This window comes from Flavipsychrobacter sp., from assembly GCA_041392855.1.
In the GTDB taxonomy this organism is placed as follows: Bacteria; Bacteroidota; Bacteroidia; order Chitinophagales; family Chitinophagaceae; genus UBA5543.
Genome location: JAWKLD010000001.1, coordinates 1574925 through 1592583 on the forward strand (window position 1 = coordinate 1574925; position 17659 = coordinate 1592583).

Sequence of the window (17659 nt, forward strand, 5' to 3'; positions counted from 1 at the left end):
CTAAGATAAGCGATACTTATCAAATGCCTTTAGCACTCCTTCTTTGTAAGTATTACCTATAAGGGCAGTATGTTTACCCATACGTAGCATATTGCCCTCTACTTCAGTAACATGCAGTAAATTAATAATGTAGGACTTGTGCACTCTTAAAAAATATTCATACTTCTCCAGCAAGCTTTCCATATTCTTCATCGTACTAAGTACAAGCAGGTAGTTTTCTTCCTGCCACAGTTTTACATAATCCTTAACCCCTTCGATATACAAAAGCTTATCCAGCTCAACCTTTACCAACTTTCCTTCTGATTTTACAAAAATGGTATTAGCACTGGTTTGCTTATTACTACTACTGGCTTCTGTTTTCAAGTCAACTGCCTTGTTGATTGCCTGTACAAACCGTTCGAAAGAAATAGGCTTTAGTAAATAGTCTACAGCATTTAGTTCATAGCTCTCTACTGCATATTCAGCATATGCTGTAGTAAAGATGACCATAGGCGGATTTTTCAATGCTCGCAGGAGGTCAACACCTGTCATTTCGGGCATATTGATATCCAGTAATAATAAGTCTACCGTTAAGGTATTAAGTTTTGAGAATGCTTCAATTGCATTAGCACAAACACCCACAAGTTCTAGCATAGGCATCTTGCTTACATACTCCATGAGTATATCTCTAGCTATAGGTTCGTCGTCTGCTATTAATACTTTCAACATCAATTTAAATTTATTACTACTTCAATTTGATACACACCACTTTCTCTTTTAGTATCCATACTATAAGTATTGCCATATAGTATATCCAACCTTTTACGAAAATTCTTTAACCCTACCCCTCCATTTGTATCGCTTTGTAACGCTGGCTCTTTATAACTATTAGAAGATATTATTGTAATAACCCCATCCTTAATTCGAAAGCTATAATCTATAAAACAATGTTCAGTTATCACCCTTGTTGCATGCTTAAATACATTTTCTAAAACAGGCAACCATAAAAGCGTAGGTATGTCATAGTTCTTATCCGCCTCTATTCTGAAAGACATATGCTCTTTATTAGTTAACCTTAGCAACTCCATATCGATATATGCCTGCATCACTTCTTTTTCTTTTTTAAAAGGCATTAACTTACCATCAGACTCATACAGCATATACCTCATTAATGCTGATAGTTTTAAAATAGCTTCCGGTGCAGTATCGGATTTCTTCAAAGAAAGCCCGTAAATATTATTTAAGGTATTGAATAAAAAATGAGGACTTATCTGATTACGTAACAAACTCAACTCTGCTTCCGTTTGTTTCTGCAACGCAAGAGTTGCTTGTTTTTCTTTTTCTGTATATGCATTCATATACCATGCCATGATAAACGCTGCGATCCAGATACCTAATGCCATAGCATAAGATTGCGCCTCCCATAAAATATTTGAAAATGACCAACTACTTCCTACGGGCGATGTGAGTAAGCTAACGTCATATACATTCATATATGGATATGCTTCTCTCATCAGCTTGAGTACGAGTACATATACAATTGCAAACACAAAAATTACCAGTGCCGCTAAAAGACCATATAGCCAATAATGCTTTTTAGCCAGCGTACGAGGGATAAGCACAAAATTGTTGATGACAGTAAGCAGTAACAATAAAGTGGTTGTAATGATCTTAAATAAAAAATAAAGGCTTTTGTCGTAGGAGTGCGTATTATCATTTAACTCCATTGTAAAAATGAACACTACGAGCCAGAAAAAAACATTCCTGGCTAACCTACTGCTTAAAACCTTACTGATGTCATTCATAATTACCGGGGCTTAATACAAAAAAACACACCTGCAACTTTACCTCAAAGTTAATATAGACGAAACACCCTTTTTCTTCGACAAAAAAAGCTGTAGCGATTTGTCGAAGATAACTCTTATTTGGTCGAACAGTTTTTATGTAACTATTTCTCTAGTGTTCTTTTGCTACAACAAATACAAAACTTTTATGAAAAAGATAATTTTACTAGCAGTCATTATATTGACAACACTATCATCACAGGCACAAATAGCTCCTGTGTATACGATCACACTAGATAAGCTTTTTGATAGCTTATGCAAGAAGCACAATTTCAAAGGCGCATCAGCTTCGATAGTTGTGCCCAATGAGGGCATTTGGGAACGTACATATGGAGTATCTCATGGCACTACACCTATTACCAAAAACATGTGCATGGGCATAGGTAGTAATACGAAAACATTTACAGCTGTAATGATGCTAAAGCTACAGGAAAAAGGGCTTCTAGACCTAGACGACACTATAGGCAAATGGGTACAGCACCCTAACATTGATGGTAAAATACCAATAAGAGAATTACTGAACCACACTAGTGGAATATACAGCTATACTGACAATAACGACATCAATAATCTTATTACACCTCCTTATACACAGATATACCCTATTGATAGATTTTTAACTTTGGTAAAACCCTCTTCAGTTTTTGGCGGCAGTTTTAACTATAGTAATACCAACTATGCAATAGCAGGCATTATCATAAGCGATGTTACAGGCAAGGCGCTACACACTGCCTTTCGCGATGAGTTATTGGATCCTTATGGGTTTGATGATACTTATTTCTTCCCTTATGAAATGCCTCCGGCAAACTCAATACCACACGCATGGTCTAGTGTACTTAATAGTGGACCTGCTATGCAAGACATGGATGTTGTTCACAACTATTCTCATAATGCCTACCTAAGTTTAGCAGGTGCCGCAGGATGTATGATGTCTACAGCAAAAGACAATGCTAAATTTTGGAATCTATTAGTAGAAGGGAAACTGCTAAATAGTGCATCAATGACAGAGATGCAAACGCTGGTACAAGTCACCCTTAGTCAAGGTTATGGTCTAGGCATCTTTTCTCGTTCTATGAACAACAGGGACATCATCACTCACGGCGGTACTTTGTTTGGTTTTATTAATGAAAACTTGGCAGATAAAACCTCAGGCGTTAGCATATCTCTACTTACCAATCAAGACAGCGTAGTCAACAGCATTATTCTTAATGGCATTATAAGAGAACTACATAAAGTAACCATACAATACACTGACGTAGCAACAATTGATAAAAAGAAGAACATTACCGTATACCCCAACCCTGCTAATGATGTACTAAATATCAAACTAGACTATAATGGAGCTGCCGTATTGCAGCTATACGATGTAGCAGGTAAGCAGATGCAAATACAATCTATATCAAAAGGCGATAATAGGATATCATTATCAGACCTCACCAACGGGACATATTTCTTAAACATAACAGACAAAGGAGTTCCTGTACACAAACAAACCATCACTATTCTTAAATAAGCAGAAAGGGGGCAATTGCCCCCTTTCTTATTTTTGATCTGGTAACTTTAAAACCATTTTAGACCGGAGCGTAGCAACACCTCTCTAATAGCAGCATACGATTTAAAAACATATGGTGCCAGATCTTTCTCCAGCACCCACTTCACCTCTTTTATACCTTCATCTGCCTGTGGCACGGGGTTGTCATGTATCGTACCTTTCATTTTGTACCAAGCAGTACATTTTAAAAGGTTCTTATTGTTCTGACTATAAATATGGTAAGTATCGCATATTTTTTCGCCTAGCTTCACTTTTTCCAACCCCGTTTCTTCTACCACCTCTCTTACAGAACATTCCTCTATACTCTCCCCATCATCAAGTTTGCCTTTTGGCAGATCCCATTTCCCTCTTCTAAATATCATCAACACTGCCCCTTTCTCATTTAGCACTACGCCACCGCCTGCATGCACAGGTTTGTATATGCTATAAAAACTTTCTCGTAAGTCTTTAGAAGAAACGTCCTCAAGCAACACACCTTTTATATTCACTTTTTCTAGCAAGCGAATACCTTCCTTCACATTCTTCTTAGTAGCCCCTGTTAGCACTAAATAATTTTCGGCGCCTGTATGCTTTTCTATGTACGCTTTTGCATTGGTAGTCAGTATTAAGGGCTTATCATTAAAGTATATTTTTTGTGTAAAGTCCATACACTGTATTTGTATTTATATCTATTTGACGTAGGTTTGAGCGCAAATGAGCACACAAAAACACTTTGCCGAAAAACTGATGCAAATTAAGGCATTGCAAATCAACCTGCAACAGCCATATACATGGGCATCGGGCTGGAATTCTCCTGTATATTGCGACAACCGTAAGGTATTATCTTACCCTTATGTACGCGACTTTGTGAAAAGCGAATTGGCCAATATGGCGTTAGAGCACTTCCCAGAGGCTGATGTAATAGCAGGCGTAGCTACAGCAGGCATACCTCATGGCACTATGGCTGCCGACTTATTAAAATTACCGTTCATATACGTGCGCGATAAACCCAAAGCACATGGTATGGGCAACCAAATAGAAGGCGTACTCGAAGCAGGACAAAAAGTTGTGGTGATAGAAGACCTAGTATCTACAGGCAAAAGCAGCCTTAAAGCTGTAGACGCTATCAAAGCTGCTGGCGGTGAGGTAATTGGCATGTGTGCCTTATTCACTTATGGTTTTGATGCTGCAACGGAGGCTTTTGAAAAAGCAAACATTCCATTATTTACCATTAGCAACTATGCTGCCTTGATGGATGTAGCTGAAGAACAAAAGCTCATACAGCCTGAAGAGAAAGCTACACTAGAGTCTTGGCGTGCAGACCCGGCTAACTGGAGAAAATAATATCGATATCAGTATATATGGCGTGGCTTAAATTGATACGCTGGCAAAACCTCATCATCATTTTCTTAACGCAACTTTTTGCGTGGGGCTGCGTTATTGTGCCTATGCAGCAATATGCTGAGACACCATTATTACTTGATTGGTCCAACTTCTTATTAATAAGTACCTCTACTGTACTTATTGCAGCAGCAGGCTATATTATCAATGACTATTTTGATATTAAGATAGACTCGATAAACAAACCCGAAAAAATGGTTCTCGAAAAGAGGATCCCTATGCGACTGGCCATTATTGCCCATAGCATCATTAATATTATCGGCATCTTATTAGCACTGATAGTAGCTAGAAGAGCTGGGCACTACATTTGGCTGATCTTGCAACTTAGCTGTACTATTTTACTTGTTTTTTACTCTACTACTTTCAAGCGTCAGTTTATCACGGGCAACCTTGTTGTTGCACTGCTAACGGCCTTTACTATAGTAGTGCTCATGGTATATGAAACAGGTATGCACTTCCACCTTTTCAAGCCCTACTTTATCGATACTAAAAACGGGCTTAGCCCCAATCCTGTTTGGGTGCTAGGCATATACGCCTATTTCGCTTTTATGCTCACATGGATGCGCGAAATAGTAAAAGACATGGAAGATTTTAAAGGAGATAAAGAACAAGGCTGTATGACCATGCCTATAAAATGGGGGCTACTGCGTAGCGTGCGTTTCACACAGGCACTAGGGCTATTTACCATCACCCCGCTAATATTGGGAGCATTAAAACTCTATCATGCTAATTGGATAACACTTAGCATATATACCCTTTTGGGATTAGCCTTACCTATCAGTATTTGGATATTTTTTCTCAACAAAAAAGCCACAACAGAACACTACCATAAAGCTAGCCGATGGCTGAAGGTAATCATGGTACTAGGTATCGGCTCACTGATCATCTATTATTTACAAACTTATGCATAAGCTTATTTTAGCATCACAATCACCAAGAAGAAAACAACTAATGGAGCAAGCCGAGCTTAGCTTTGAGGTCATGTCCGCAAATGTAGCTGAGACCTACCCCGAGGCTATGACCGCCAATGCTGTACCCGAATACCTGGCTAATAAAAAAGCTATGGCTATAGATGCACCTGACGATTTTGTAGTAATAGCTGCAGATACTATAGTGGTGTTAAACAACAAGATATTGGGCAAACCTGCTGATGAAGAAGAGGCTAAAGAAACCCTTCGCAAACTATCTGGTAAAACTCATGAAGTCATCACAGGCGTATGTATGAAAAAAGGAGAACAAGTCATTAGCTTCTCCGTAACTACAGAAGTGCACTTCCGCCGTCTTTCCGACAAACAGATCAACCACTATGTAACGAAGTACAAACCCTTAGATAAAGCAGGTGCTTACGCCATACAAGAGTGGATAGGCTTAATAGGCATCAAAAGGATAAAAGGAGACTATTATAATGTAGTAGGTCTTCCCATAGGAAAAATTGTGAAGCAGCTCCGTTACTTAACTATTGACTAGCTAAAGTAGCCAGTTGCTTGCCCGCCAAGCTACCTATGGCTACTCCCATACCGCCCATTCTAAAAGCACCAAACACGTTTTGGGAAATTGCTTTTACAATGGGCTTTTTTGTTTTGCCAAACGCCATAATACCCGACCAACACATATCTACTTCAAAGTTATTGTGAGGCAGCACTATCTCTTTAAGTTTACGAACCAGATCATCCTGAATCATTTGAGTAGTAGCCATATCTGTAGTTGTTTCCCCTGCAAAGTCTAAATTTCTACCTCCACCTATCATCACTCTGTTGTCTATCTCTCTAAAGTAATAGTACCCTTTATCGAAATGAAAAACACCTTTTACTTTTAAACCGTCAATGGGTTTGGTAATTAAAACTTGCCCCCTCCCCTCTTCTACATCCTCATTGGGTAGTAGCTCTTTGGTAAAAGCATTGGTGCATATAAATAGCTGATTGCCATTAAACCCAATACTTGTTCTCACATTATCGTTTACTACAACGGTTACACCACTCCCTGTATCCTCATATTCTTTTACCGTTGCACCTGTCTTTATCTCCACACCTAATGTTATGGCATGATCCATTAAAGATCGAACCATTTTACCTGTATGCAGCTCCCCCTCTTGTATATTTTCTATCAGTGCTTTTGTGTAGTTACCATCTAACCCTAGTGCGTCAATTTTATCATTAGCCAATCTAAAAACCGGCTGCTTATTAACCGGGAGTAATAGTCGGTTAAAATAATCTATCTTCTCCAAAGCATATTTTTCTTGCTCATTGATCAATTCATAACTACCGTTAGCGGCATAACCTATTGCCTCATCACCTAGTCTACTTCTTAAAATAGACAACCCCTCTTTTCTTTGTACAAACAAGTCTACTATCTCATCCTCTGTAGTGTGGTCCAGATCGTCCAAAAGCTCTGTAACACTGCCCATACAGGCAAACCCTGCATTCCTGCTGCTGGCACCAGCAGGCAGCAAGCTTCGCTCCAGAATCAATACTCGAGACTTCGCTTTTTGTTCCTTTAACGCTATGGCTGTACTAAGCCCTACAATGCCACAACCAATAATTATGGCATCATATTCTGTTAAACTTTCTTGTTCCCAATAACTGAGCATGATACAAAGTAAAAATCTTTACCTTAAATTGGCAGTATGAAACGACTAATATTTGCATTAATACTAATACCTCAATTTATTTTTGCTCAGGAGGAAGAACAACCGTTTGAAGGTTTTGAAGTAAAAAACTGCTATCAATATGTGGCTAAAGAGCTTTGTAAGACCGATGGTATCTTCAATTCCCTTACAAAAAACAAAGTCAAGAAGTCTACCAAAACGATATATATCAACAAGCAAAACTTTTTGATAGAGATGCCCGATACCTCGAATGGTATAGCTATTAAGCAAATAGATGTCATGGAAAACATGAAAACCCTTGCACAAGAAGTAAAAAGCGGTGAAGCAGCCATATTCCACATTACAGAAATGACGCTAAGACCTGACACCTGCGATATATGGGTATTTCCTATGGATGTAAAAAAGTCGATGTTTAAGACAGAAGTGGAATATAGCGACCAAGGTTGTAAGGCCAAATTCTTCTTCAACCAAGCACCTCCTAAGTTTATTTTCAGAAATGTAGACTGCGCTAAGTTGTAATCTGGCATTTTAGCTCGATTATCATCGCTGGTTTTGTATTTTTGCCGTCCAACAGACTATCTATAATAGACATACGGCAATACAATGGAGTACAATTTCGGCGAAATAGAGCAGAATGCACGAAAGTTCTGGAAAGAGAACGAAGTATATAAAGTAAGCAACAATAGCGATAAACCTAAGTATTATGTGCTGGACATGTTCCCTTACCCAAGTGGTGCGGGCTTGCACGTAGGTCACCCACTGGGCTATATTGCTTCTGATATTTTTGCCCGTTACAAAAGACTGAAAGGCTTCAATGTACTCCACCCAATGGGTTATGATGCCTTTGGCTTGCCTGCCGAGCAGTACGCTTTGGAAACAGGGCAACACCCTGCCGACACTACAGAGCAAAATATTGCGCGCTACCGTCAGCAGTTGGACAATATAGGCTTTTGCTACGACTGGAGCCGTGAGGTACGCACCAGCGACCCTAAATACTACAAGTGGACACAGTGGATATTCTTACAATTATTCCATAGTTGGTTTGATAGAACGGAACAAAAGGCAAAACCACTTACCGAGCTTATTAGCCTGTTTGAACAAGAAGGAAACACCAACCATACTTGCCCTGCTGACGACAGTTTGAGTTTTTCTGCAGAGAAATGGAAAGCTATGCCTGCTAAAGAGCAGCGTGAGGTATTGATGCAATACCGTCTTGCTTACCTAAGCCATGCAGAAGTGTGGTGGTGTGAGGCGCTAGGTACTGTATTGGCAAATGATGAGGTACAAAATGGCGTATCAGAACGTGGCGGACATCCTGTAGTGAAGAAACGTATGAACCAATGGTTTTTACGCATAACTGAATATGCAGAACGTTTGCTATCAGGTTTCGACAATCTTTCTTGGACAGATGCCATGAAAGAAATGCAGCGCAACTGGATAGGAAAGAGTGAAGGTGCAGAAGTAGACTTCCCGATCACAGGAACGGATAAGCATATCAAAGTGTTTACTACTCGCCCCGACACCATATTTGGGGTAGACTTTATGGTAGTAGCTCCAGAGCATGATCTGGTAAATGAGATAACAACAGCCGGGCAAAAAACGGAAGTAGAAAAATATAGAGCATACGTACAGAGCCGTAGTGAGCGTGAGCGTATGACGGAGGTAAAAAGCATTACGGGTGCTTTTACTGGTGCCTATGTTACACACCCTTTCACGCAGCAGCAAGTACCTGTATGGATATCAGAATATGTATTAGCAGGCTATGGTACAGGCGCTATTATGGCTGTACCTGCGGGTGATGAGCGTGACCATGCTTTTGCCAAGCATTTCAACATACCTATCACCAATATATTTGGCAATAACTACAATGGAGAGGAAGCATATACTGACAAGAAAGGAACTATTGAGAATAGCGATTTCTTAAATGGCATAGCTATTCCTGAATCGATAAGTGTAGCTGTAAAAGCTATTGAAGAAAAAGGATTGGGCACGGCTAAGATCAACTACAAATTGCGCGATGCAGGTTTTAGTCGCCAGCGCTACTGGGGCGAACCTTTTCCAATAGTATATATAGACGGCCAACCTTATGCCACTGACGAAAACGAAGCAGCAGGTATTGACCAAACCCTTCCTGTAGAACTACCAAAGGTTGATAACTACAAACCGGGACCAGAAGGACAAGGCCCTTTGGCAAATGAGGAAGATTGGGTAAATACTGCTATTGGCAAACGTGAGACCAATACTATGCCTGGCTATGCGGGTAGTAGCTGGTACTTCCTACGCTATATGGACCCTCACAATGATGAAACTTTTGCAGATAGAAAAGCGACTGACTACTGGCAAGCTGTAGATGTATATGTAGGCGGTACAGAGCATGCTGTAGGCCATCTGCTATACAGCCGTATGTGGACGAAAGCATTGTATGATCTAGGACATATTGGTTTCGATGAGCCCTTCAAGCAACTCATTAACCAAGGGATGATACAGGGTAGTTCCAGATTTGTGTATAGGCTTAATACTGATGCTGCATCTTTTCTTATTTTAAGAACACTAAAAAAGCATTTTAGTGGCTATGAATTTAAAAGTGAATATGAAAATATACCAATTGAAGCCGACTACTTCAGTGAAAAAGAAGGCATTGCAATCATCGTAACTTATCAAAAAAACATACAAAAGCGATTAGCTAAATTAAGTGACACATACAAGCATATACAAATAATACTAATAAGCCGTGAAGAAATCTTTGAGATTTATCAAAGGGATATTTCTGAATTAAAGACTTTATTAAGTAATATTTTTAATAATGAAGAAAACTACTACTCAAAAAAAGATAGGCGTGAATTTTATATTTCATATAATAGACTAAAAGAATTCGACAAATCGCACGTAGACAAACAGCATATTAATATCAAGTATGTAGATGGCTTAGAGCTAGACATTGAGCAATTAAGAAAAGACAACATCTTATACTCAAAAGATGAATTCCTACTAGAAGACCAAAAGTACATCTGTAGTGCCGAAGTTGAAAAGATGTCAAAAAGTAAATACAATGTAGTAAACCCTGATGGCATCGTTGCTCAATATGGTGCGGATACTTTCCGTATGTATGAGATGTTCCTTGGGCCTATAGAAGTAAGCAAACCTTGGGACACAAAAGGTATAGAGGGAGTACATCGTTTCTTGAAAAAACTATGGCGTTTGTATGCTGACGATCAAAAAGGCTGGATAGTAACAGATGAAGAAGCGACCAACGATGAGCTTAAATTGCTACACAAAACCATAAAGAAAATAGGCGATGATATAGAGCGTTTCTCTTTTAATACTTCTGTTGCGCAGTTCATGATATGTGTGAATGAGCTAACAACACTTAACTGTCATAAGCGTGCTATACTGGAGCCATTGGCAATTGCCATTGCACCATTTGCACCACACTTGGCAGAAGAACTTTGGCACAAACTAGGACATAAGGATAGTGTAACACTAGCGCCATTCCCTACTGCTGAAGAAAAGTACTTGGTAGAAAACACGAAGAAATATCCAATTGCCATCAATGGTAAAACAAGAGATGAAATGGAGTTTCCTTTGGATATAGACAAGGCAGAATTGGAACAACAAGTGTTAGCCAACGAAACTGTTATTAAATGGATGGAAGGCAAAACGCTACGTAAGTTCATTTACGTACCAGGCAGAATGATCAATGTGGTGGTTGGATAATAGCTACCAACTCATGCTTTAGCCATTGGCTCATAGCAGTAGCACCATACTCATTCATATGGCTGCCATCTTTCCAATAATACTTATTGTTATAAATAGAATCAGGAGGTATCAAAACGGTACCTCTTTTTTTGAAAAAGTCATATTCTTCAGGCACTCTACTTAGTCCATACTGAGGCAAATAAAGAAAGTGTACTTGACAGCCTTTTTCCTCCAGCATTTTTATGGTTTTATCTATATACCTAAATGAGTACTGGTAACGAAACCATCTACTAAAGCCTTCTGTTTTTTGAATATGCTTACCCTCTTCTGCCAATCTATCCAGTACTTCGCTTGCTACATGTGTGGTGTCTGTAAAATGCCCAAACAACCAGTCGTCGTGTACAGGCGGTAGCATGTCTACACGAAACAGCTGGCTTCTTACATCATCAAAGCGAGCTTTGGACGCTTTGTATATATCTTCAATATAGTTATCGTTAAATATCATCACAGGCTGGAACAACTCTTCATTACTAGCCAGATAGGCAAAGTCTTCATGCCCGTCCCAATTTTCTTTTAAGTTTATTTCCAGTATTACGTGCTTCAGGTCCCATCGCTCCAGCATACGCTTGGCTAATAAGTGATGCATATTTCTACCGAACCTACAGTAGCCCATGTTCAGCACATTCATATCAACACCGCTATCCTTAATACGCTGCTCTAAAACATGATCATTGATAGCATCCATAGTACGAGAAGTGCCTAGGAAGGCTATGTCTACTTTTCTATCTATTAGGTTGAGCCTATCATATATCCACCCACTATGCCCTGAACAATTGTACTTGGGAAAATGATATCGGAACCGTTCATTACCATTTGCTATAAACAACCCTACAAGCCCGAGCAACAGCGGCAATGCAAACAACAATATATTGGACCATATTTTTTTACGTTCACTCATAATACTAAAACTGGAAGTAGATAAACTTTGGTGCCGTTTCGTACATCCCAAAAAATAATATCCATGCAATGATGGTATAATACCCTAGCCAGCGTACCAGTTTGGGTGTTTTATCCAATAGTTGCTCTGCTTCAATGCGAAATAATATTAAGTCGATCAACCAGAACAGCGCTAAGGAAACCAACAAAAAGAGTACAGGTATTCTTAGCAGGTTCGCAGCATGAACTTTTTCAGAAATAGCCTGCAACTGGCTAATAAAAGTGCTTGCATCAAATGACATCGCATGAAACACATCTATTGCATTTTGCATGTCACTTGCCCTGAATACAACAAAACTCAACACCACAAAATGGAATGTAATTATCCATGCCAAAGCATTACACCATTTACTCAATTTCCATTCTTTACATTTGGCATTAATGCCTTTTGTGATGGGCAGCAATAATACTTCAAGACTTATATATGCTGCCTGCAGTGCACCGAAAATAATATATGTCCACCCTGCTCCATGCCATACACCGGATATTAAAAACACAACAAACAAGTTGAAATAAATACGATACCCCTTTACTCTATTACCACCAAGCGGTATGTAGATATAATCTCTAAACCAAGTAGACAGAGAGATATGCCACCTGCGCCAAAATTCGATAATTGAAGTTGAGAATAACGGCTGCCTAAAATTCACCATGAGTTTAAAGCCCATCATTCTGGCCACACCAATAGCAATATCAGAGTAACCGGAAAAATCGCAATACACCTGTATCACAAAAAAATAAGCCCCTAGTATCGCCATATTACCTCCGAAGTAATCGGGCGCATAAAACACCTCATTTACATAAAGTGCTAAATTATCTGCAATGACCATTTTCTTGAAAAAACCCAACAATGCGATACGGAAGCCCACACTTAGATTCTTATACAACAAGGGATGTTTTTCTTTGAATTGAGGGATCAGGTTTTGAGGTCGCTCAATAGGCCCAGCAACCAGTTGCGGAAAGAACATCACATAAGTTGCATATATTCCTAAATGCTTTTCAGGCTCTTGCTTGCCCCAGTATACTTCTATTACATAGCTCAGGCTTTGAAAAGTATGAAAAGACAGGCCTATGGGCAATGCCCACTTCAAAATACCTACAGAATAGTTCCACCCGATAAAACTGGCTAATGCATTTACATTCTCTGAAAAGAAATTGAAATACTTAAAAACAAAAAGAACACAACAAGTGGCTAATATACTAACGAGCAAGTATCGCTTTTTCTTCTTCTTATTTACAGTTCTGGCAATAGCTTTTGCCGCAAAAAAGTCTATTAGAATAATGCCCAGCAGGATAAAAAGATACTCGGGTATAAACGAGGCATAGAAATAACAACTTGCCACAAATAATAATATCCAACGATATTTATGTGCCAACTTATAGTAGCACAACACTACTATTGGCAGAAATACAAGAAACTGTATCGAGTTAAATAGCATTTACATAGACTAGGGGTGTACATTCAATATAAAAACTATATCCAGCCTATGCAAATTACACAAGGTTATTTACCTATTAAGCATTTGTGCCTTACCTTTGCGGCATTATGAAAATCAAAAAGTCAGCCGTATTTCTTATTGTATTTTTTATAGCTCTTGGTACAGGTTTCGTATGGTGGGCAATGGGTGAGCATAACAAGCGCCCTAAAGCACTTCCAATAATTGGGCAACCAGGCCATAAAGCAAAAGATTTCTCTTTCACAGACCAAGAAGGCAATACCATCACCAAAGCCGATGTTGCCGGAAATATTCTGGTAGTAGAATATTTTTTCACTACCTGTAAAGGTATATGCCCAAAGATGAACGAGAATATGAATACTGTATATGAGGCGTACAAAGGCTACCCTAATGTGAAAATCTTATCACATACGGTAGATCCTGTTAAGGATACAGTAGCTGCAATGAAAGCTTATAGCTTAAGATTTGAGGCAGACCCTAAGCAATGGCTATTTCTTACAGGTGACAAAAAAGCACTATACGATGCTGCACGCTTCAGCTATTTAGTAACTGCTGCTGACGATACGGGCACTGTAGACATCGCCAGCGATTTTATTCATACCGATCGTTTTGTACTAGTAGACGAGGACGGTTATATCCGTGGGCAATATAAAGGTACAGATACAGCAGAAGTTCAAAAATTAATTGGCGCGATAGACCAACTGCTAAAAGAAGCGAAGGAAGAAGAAACGAAGCACTAAGTAAACATCGTCCACCCCAATAGCAACCAGCCCAGCACTATAAAGGGTGCTGGTATCTTGGTAAAAAATAGGATACAAAATGTAATAGCTACTACTACTACATTCGTCCACTCAAACGGCACTGTTTGGAATAGGATAAAACCAGATGCCCATATCATACCTATTATAGCTGCGTTAATGCCTTCAAGGGCTCGGTATATCACCACATATTTTTTCAAGTTCTGATATACAGGAAATAGGAAGAAAATAAGTAACGTACTAGGCAAGAAGACCGCTATAGCAGCAACTATGCACCCTGCTATTTGCCAGCCAGCACCATACGGACTCATTACCAAACCGCCTACATAGGCACAAATAGAAAACACAGGACCAGGTAATGCCTGCACTACCCCATACCCTGTTAGCAACTGTTCACCTGTTAGTAATGGCGCCATCCCCATACTCATAGGGCGGTTTACAAACTGGAAAAGCATCATAGGCAATAACACTTGCCCACCACCAAATACAATAGAACCAAAACGATAAAAGTTCTCAAACAGATTTAGTATACGCCCGTTCTCCAGCTGGTACACTACTGCTAGCTGGCTCAAGACACCTGCAACAATGAAGATGACCGCGAATATCCAGATATTCACCCATTTAATGGGCTTTGGCTTATCCTTCCTATCAGGTATACGCTTATTACTAAAATTACTAATAACACCTGCCACCAATAGTAATACAGGAAATATCCATGGTGTGCGTATAAAGATCGTTACCAATCCGCAACCTATCATGATAGACCATGTAGCCACGTGCCGTACACTTACCTTCATCATACGCACTGCGGCATAACATATAAACCCAACAGACATGGGCTGAACATATTTAAACAAATTGGTATTAATATCCTTTGTATCTATATAGGTCACTAAAAAAGAAAAAGCCCCCATCAATATAGCCGCAGGTAGTATCCAAATAAGTAAGGTGAGTAACGCCAACGGAATACCTCCACGCTTCATCCCTATCAACATCACTGTTTGTGTAGAAGATGGCCCTGGCAGCATCTGACAAAATGCATTGAACTCTACCAACTCCTCTTCGGTAATATCTTTACGCTTTTGAACAAAGGTGCGTACCATCATACCCAAATGCCCCTGCGGGCCACCAAAAGCAGTAATGGCATACAAGAAAACTGTTCTCAAAAATGGTATATGGCGTAACAAAAATTAGCGTCTTATTTTCCTGGCGGAAAAATACTCACAAAAAAGTGAAATATATAGCTGTAGAATAAGCTAATGGTTTTGTATCTTGCAAACGCAAAATTTGAAATAAGTTTTTATGAGACTTCAATTATTGAACGCATTTTACGACTCAGTAAACTACAGCCTAGGTACTACTATCTCTTACACACTACTTCTTTTGATGACAATTGGGGTGTTATACGTTATGGCTAAATACTTAGGAGGCGAAAAAAAGTAGTCCCTTGTCTACGCCAAAAGAAAATATAGCCAATATAAGAACTGAATATCAGTTGGCTAGTCTTGACGACCACTCTGTGGGCGACAATCCTATATCATTCTTCAACAAATGGTTTAATGAAGCACTTGATGCGCAGGTATCAGAGGTAAATGCTATGACCATAGCTACCGTAGATGCTGACAATAGACCACATGCACGCATTGTGCTGCTGAAGGGCATTACAGACAATAATTTTGTCTTTTTCACCAACTACAACAGCGCTAAAGGACAGGATATTGAAAACAATCCGAATGCTGCACTCGTATTCTTTTGGCACGAGCTAGAGCGCCAGGTACGCATAGAAGGCAGGATTGAAAAAATATCCGACAAAGAGAATGATGAATACTTCTTTTCAAGACCTGAAGGCAGCCAAATAGGCGCTTGGTCTTCTCCACAAAGTAGTATTATCGAGGGTAGAGACATCCTTGACGAAAACTATAAGCTCTACCAAGAAAAGTTTGGCAACAAAATACCACGTCCGGAGCATTGGGGTGGGTATAAGATCATACCTACACATATAGAGTTTTGGCAAGGTCGTAGCAACAGAATGCATGACCGTATCTTATTTTCTTTGAACGAAGAAAATGAATGGCAAAAGAATAGACTTGCCCCATAACACAGCCTACCCTCTCCCACTTCAATCATTACATATTATTAAATACATAAGCTGTTCTATAGCAGAGCTATCCGTATCATTAACATCAGGATAACATGACTACTCATGGTTATCAACCTAAAGCATACTAAATTTGTAATTGTAAGCAACAAAGGGATGTTAATAACATGTTGATTTCCTGTTGATAAAGTTATCCACAGTGTTAATTTTTCTAGTGCTTACTGTGTATTTTGCACTAATAGAAATAAAAGGTAAAGTGTAACTGCGATACTTATTACCAGATTATGCTTTCTATTCACAACAGTGCTAGGTACAAGCTACATATATAGAAGACTTAGAGAGGAGGTTCAGCACCTCCGGGTTCCTGCACCTTTATACTACAACTTATTGAACAAATTTGATTTACAAACCCATGTAAATTCACAAAACTATGCAGAAGCAAAGATACCTCATTGCCGTAGTAAGCCTTTTATTAGTAGCATCATGTGCTACACCTCAAAAAACTGTATACTTCGTTGAGAATACGCCACAAAACCCTCATGTTCAGGTAGATAATATTGAGCCGATCAAAGAACTCAAAATACTACCTAAAGATATTCTTGCCATAAATGTTAGTACCATCAGCAGTATCTCTACAGATGTAGCTACTAGCGGAGTTGACCCAGCTGCTATATTCAACAATGCAGGTACTAATTATTCCATTGCTCCTTCAGGTGGTGGTGGTGCAGGCGGTGGCGGCGGAGCTGGTGGTGGTGCTACCAATAAAGGTTTCTTGGTTGACGAGCTGGGCTATATTGACTACCCTATGATCGGCAAGCTAAAAGTTTCGGGCCTAACACTTAGAGAGATCAAAGAACTACTAGCAAGAAGACTGGAAGCTTATGTGAAAGAGCCTGTAGTAGAGGCAAGTATCATCAACTTTACGATAACCATCTTGGGAGAGATAAGCTCTCCGGGAACAATTATATCTCCTAACCAAAAAATAAGCATTCTGGATGCTATAGCTGCAGCGGGAGATATTCCTATTACAGGAAGAAAAGACAATGTATTGATCATAAGGGAAACTGAAGGGAAAAGAGAATATGCCAGACTGAACTTAAACAGTAAAGATGTATTCCAAAGCCCTTATTTCTATTTGAAACAAAATGATGTGATATATGTAGAACCGGGAAGGGTGAAAAGACAAGAAAACAACGATTTCTTGCGTTTCTACCTACCTACTGCTACCACGCTAATATCTGCGGGGTTAACATTCTATAGTATTTCACGATTAACAAGTACAAAATAAAGGCAA

The 17659-nt window shown here is 39.3% G+C and carries 17 protein-coding genes; 10 read left to right on the forward strand and 7 right to left on the reverse strand.

Features of this window, described 5'->3' with window-relative positions; translation table 11 throughout:
• Both R2800_07375 and R2800_07380 read right to left on the reverse strand, forming a co-directional pair.
• On the reverse strand, nt 1–708 hold the full coding sequence (locus tag R2800_07375; protein ID MEZ5016856.1) for a LytTR family DNA-binding domain-containing protein: 708 nt from the start codon (nt 706–708) through the stop codon (nt 1–3).
• A complete protein-coding gene (locus R2800_07380) occupies nt 708–1706 on the reverse strand; it encodes a histidine kinase (protein MEZ5016857.1) in 999 nt (332 codons plus the stop codon). Before R2800_07380 ends, R2800_07375 begins: the two co-directional genes overlap by 1 nt.
• A 265-nt stretch (nt 1707–1971) precedes the next feature.
• On the opposite strand from R2800_07380, the gene R2800_07385 reads away from it, so the two are divergent.
• Nucleotides 1972–3336 carry a serine hydrolase gene (locus tag R2800_07385; protein ID MEZ5016858.1) on the forward strand — a complete coding sequence of 455 codons (1365 nt, stop codon included), beginning with the start codon at nt 1972–1974 and terminating at the stop codon, nt 3334–3336.
• Between the two features lie 47 nt (nt 3337–3383).
• Here R2800_07385 and R2800_07390 read toward each other — a convergent pair whose 3' ends face one another.
• The gene (locus R2800_07390; protein MEZ5016859.1) at nt 3384–4022 is read right to left on the reverse strand and encodes an NUDIX domain-containing protein; all 639 of its coding nucleotides are present in this window, start codon (nt 4020–4022) and stop codon (nt 3384–3386) included.
• A gap of 46 nt (nt 4023–4068) precedes the next feature.
• On the opposite strand from R2800_07390, the gene pyrE reads away from it, so the two are divergent.
• From pyrE to R2800_07405, 3 genes are read left to right on the forward strand one after another with little or no spacing between them, the layout of a single operon-like run.
• The gene (gene pyrE / locus R2800_07395; GenBank protein ID MEZ5016860.1) at nt 4069–4698 is read left to right on the forward strand and encodes an orotate phosphoribosyltransferase; all 630 of its coding nucleotides are present in this window, start codon (nt 4069–4071) and stop codon (nt 4696–4698) included.
• 17 nt (nt 4699–4715) lie between these two features.
• Nucleotides 4716–5666 (forward strand): geranylgeranylglycerol-phosphate geranylgeranyltransferase, encoded by a 951-nt coding sequence (locus R2800_07400; protein ID MEZ5016861.1) that lies wholly within the window; start codon nt 4716–4718, stop codon nt 5664–5666.
• Entirely contained in the window at nt 5659–6222 is a 564-nt protein-coding gene (locus tag R2800_07405) for a Maf family protein (protein ID MEZ5016862.1), read from the forward strand. Before R2800_07400 ends, R2800_07405 begins: the two co-directional genes overlap by 8 nt.
• On the opposite strand, the gene R2800_07410 is transcribed toward R2800_07405, so the two are convergent.
• Nucleotides 6212–7342: an FAD-dependent oxidoreductase gene (locus R2800_07410; protein MEZ5016863.1), complete on the reverse strand. Its 1131-nt coding sequence runs from the start codon at nt 7340–7342 to the stop codon at nt 6212–6214. The two genes, R2800_07405 and R2800_07410, sit on opposite strands and share 11 nt — an antisense overlap.
• Nucleotides 7343–7378: 36 nt before the next feature.
• Between R2800_07410 and R2800_07415 the strand changes: the two genes are divergently transcribed.
• Together R2800_07415 and R2800_07420 are read left to right on the forward strand one after the other, a co-directional pair.
• Nucleotides 7379–7879 (forward strand): hypothetical protein, encoded by a 501-nt coding sequence (locus R2800_07415; GenBank protein ID MEZ5016864.1) that lies wholly within the window; start codon nt 7379–7381, stop codon nt 7877–7879.
• Nucleotides 7880–7963: 84 nt separating this feature from the next.
• Complete coding sequence (locus tag R2800_07420; protein MEZ5016865.1) at nt 7964–11074, forward strand: class I tRNA ligase family protein; 3111 nt, start codon at nt 7964–7966, stop codon at nt 11072–11074.
• On the opposite strand, the gene R2800_07425 is transcribed toward R2800_07420, so the two are convergent.
• Both R2800_07425 and R2800_07430 read right to left on the reverse strand, forming a co-directional pair.
• Nucleotides 11055–12014 (reverse strand): hypothetical protein, encoded by a 960-nt coding sequence (locus tag R2800_07425; GenBank protein MEZ5016866.1) that lies wholly within the window; start codon nt 12012–12014, stop codon nt 11055–11057. The genes R2800_07420 and R2800_07425 overlap by 20 nt on opposite strands.
• A gap of 4 nt (nt 12015–12018) precedes the next feature.
• Nucleotides 12019–13491: an MBOAT family O-acyltransferase gene (locus tag R2800_07430; protein ID MEZ5016867.1), complete on the reverse strand. Its 1473-nt coding sequence runs from the start codon at nt 13489–13491 to the stop codon at nt 12019–12021.
• Nucleotides 13492–13598: 107 nt separating this feature from the next.
• On the opposite strand from R2800_07430, the gene R2800_07435 reads away from it, so the two are divergent.
• On the forward strand, nt 13599–14249 hold the full coding sequence (locus R2800_07435) for an SCO family protein (protein MEZ5016868.1): 651 nt from the start codon (nt 13599–13601) through the stop codon (nt 14247–14249).
• Here R2800_07435 and chrA read toward each other — a convergent pair.
• Nucleotides 14246–15433, reverse strand: coding sequence for a chromate efflux transporter (chrA, locus tag R2800_07440; GenBank protein ID MEZ5016869.1), 1188 nt, complete (start codon nt 15431–15433; stop codon nt 14246–14248). The two genes, R2800_07435 and chrA, sit on opposite strands and share 4 nt — an antisense overlap.
• Nucleotides 15434–15569: 136 nt before the next feature.
• Here chrA and R2800_07445 point away from each other — a divergent pair, with 136 nt between their 5' ends.
• The 3 genes from R2800_07445 to R2800_07455 all read left to right on the forward strand — a co-directional run bounded on the left by R2800_07445 (nt 15570) and on the right by R2800_07455 (nt 17653).
• Nucleotides 15570–15710: a hypothetical protein gene (locus tag R2800_07445; protein ID MEZ5016870.1), complete on the forward strand. Its 141-nt coding sequence runs from the start codon at nt 15570–15572 to the stop codon at nt 15708–15710.
• A gap of 4 nt (nt 15711–15714) precedes the next feature.
• The gene (gene pdxH, locus R2800_07450) at nt 15715–16365 is read left to right on the forward strand and encodes a pyridoxamine 5'-phosphate oxidase (protein ID MEZ5016871.1); all 651 of its coding nucleotides are present in this window, start codon (nt 15715–15717) and stop codon (nt 16363–16365) included.
• A 430-nt stretch (nt 16366–16795) separates the two neighbouring features.
• Nucleotides 16796–17653 (forward strand): polysaccharide biosynthesis/export family protein, encoded by an 858-nt coding sequence (locus R2800_07455; protein MEZ5016872.1) that lies wholly within the window; start codon nt 16796–16798, stop codon nt 17651–17653.
• The last annotated feature ends 6 nt before the right edge of the window (nt 17654–17659 follow it).

What these genes read in the sequence shown, in the direction of transcription:
- R2800_07405 (MEZ5016862.1), top strand. Translation starts at nt 5,659, where the DNA reads ATGCATAAGCTTATTTTAGCATCACAATCACCAAGAAGAAAACAACTA.
- R2800_07410 (MEZ5016863.1), bottom strand. Translation starts at nt 7,342, where the DNA reads ATGCTCAGTTATTGGGAACAAGAAAGTTTAACAGAATATGATGCCATA.
- R2800_07415 (MEZ5016864.1), top strand. Translation starts at nt 7,379, where the DNA reads ATGAAACGACTAATATTTGCATTAATACTAATACCTCAATTTATTTTT.
- R2800_07420 (MEZ5016865.1), top strand. Translation starts at nt 7,964, where the DNA reads ATGGAGTACAATTTCGGCGAAATAGAGCAGAATGCACGAAAGTTCTGG.
- R2800_07435 (MEZ5016868.1), top strand. Translation starts at nt 13,599, where the DNA reads ATGAAAATCAAAAAGTCAGCCGTATTTCTTATTGTATTTTTTATAGCT.
- R2800_07430 (MEZ5016867.1), bottom strand. Translation starts at nt 13,491, where the DNA reads ATGCTATTTAACTCGATACAGTTTCTTGTATTTCTGCCAATAGTAGTG.
- R2800_07385 (MEZ5016858.1), top strand. Translation starts at nt 1,972, where the DNA reads ATGAAAAAGATAATTTTACTAGCAGTCATTATATTGACAACACTATCA.
- R2800_07380 (MEZ5016857.1), bottom strand. Translation starts at nt 1,706, where the DNA reads ATGGAGTTAAATGATAATACGCACTCCTACGACAAAAGCCTTTATTTT.
- R2800_07425 (MEZ5016866.1), bottom strand. Translation starts at nt 12,014, where the DNA reads ATGAGTGAACGTAAAAAAATATGGTCCAATATATTGTTGTTTGCATTG.
- R2800_07375 (MEZ5016856.1), bottom strand. Translation starts at nt 708, where the DNA reads ATGTTGAAAGTATTAATAGCAGACGACGAACCTATAGCTAGAGATATA.
- R2800_07445 (MEZ5016870.1), top strand. Translation starts at nt 15,570, where the DNA reads ATGAGACTTCAATTATTGAACGCATTTTACGACTCAGTAAACTACAGC.
- pyrE (MEZ5016860.1), top strand. Translation starts at nt 4,069, where the DNA reads ATGAGCACACAAAAACACTTTGCCGAAAAACTGATGCAAATTAAGGCA.
- R2800_07390 (MEZ5016859.1), bottom strand. Translation starts at nt 4,022, where the DNA reads ATGGACTTTACACAAAAAATATACTTTAATGATAAGCCCTTAATACTG.
- R2800_07400 (MEZ5016861.1), top strand. Translation starts at nt 4,716, where the DNA reads ATGGCGTGGCTTAAATTGATACGCTGGCAAAACCTCATCATCATTTTC.
- R2800_07455 (MEZ5016872.1), top strand. Translation starts at nt 16,796, where the DNA reads ATGCAGAAGCAAAGATACCTCATTGCCGTAGTAAGCCTTTTATTAGTA.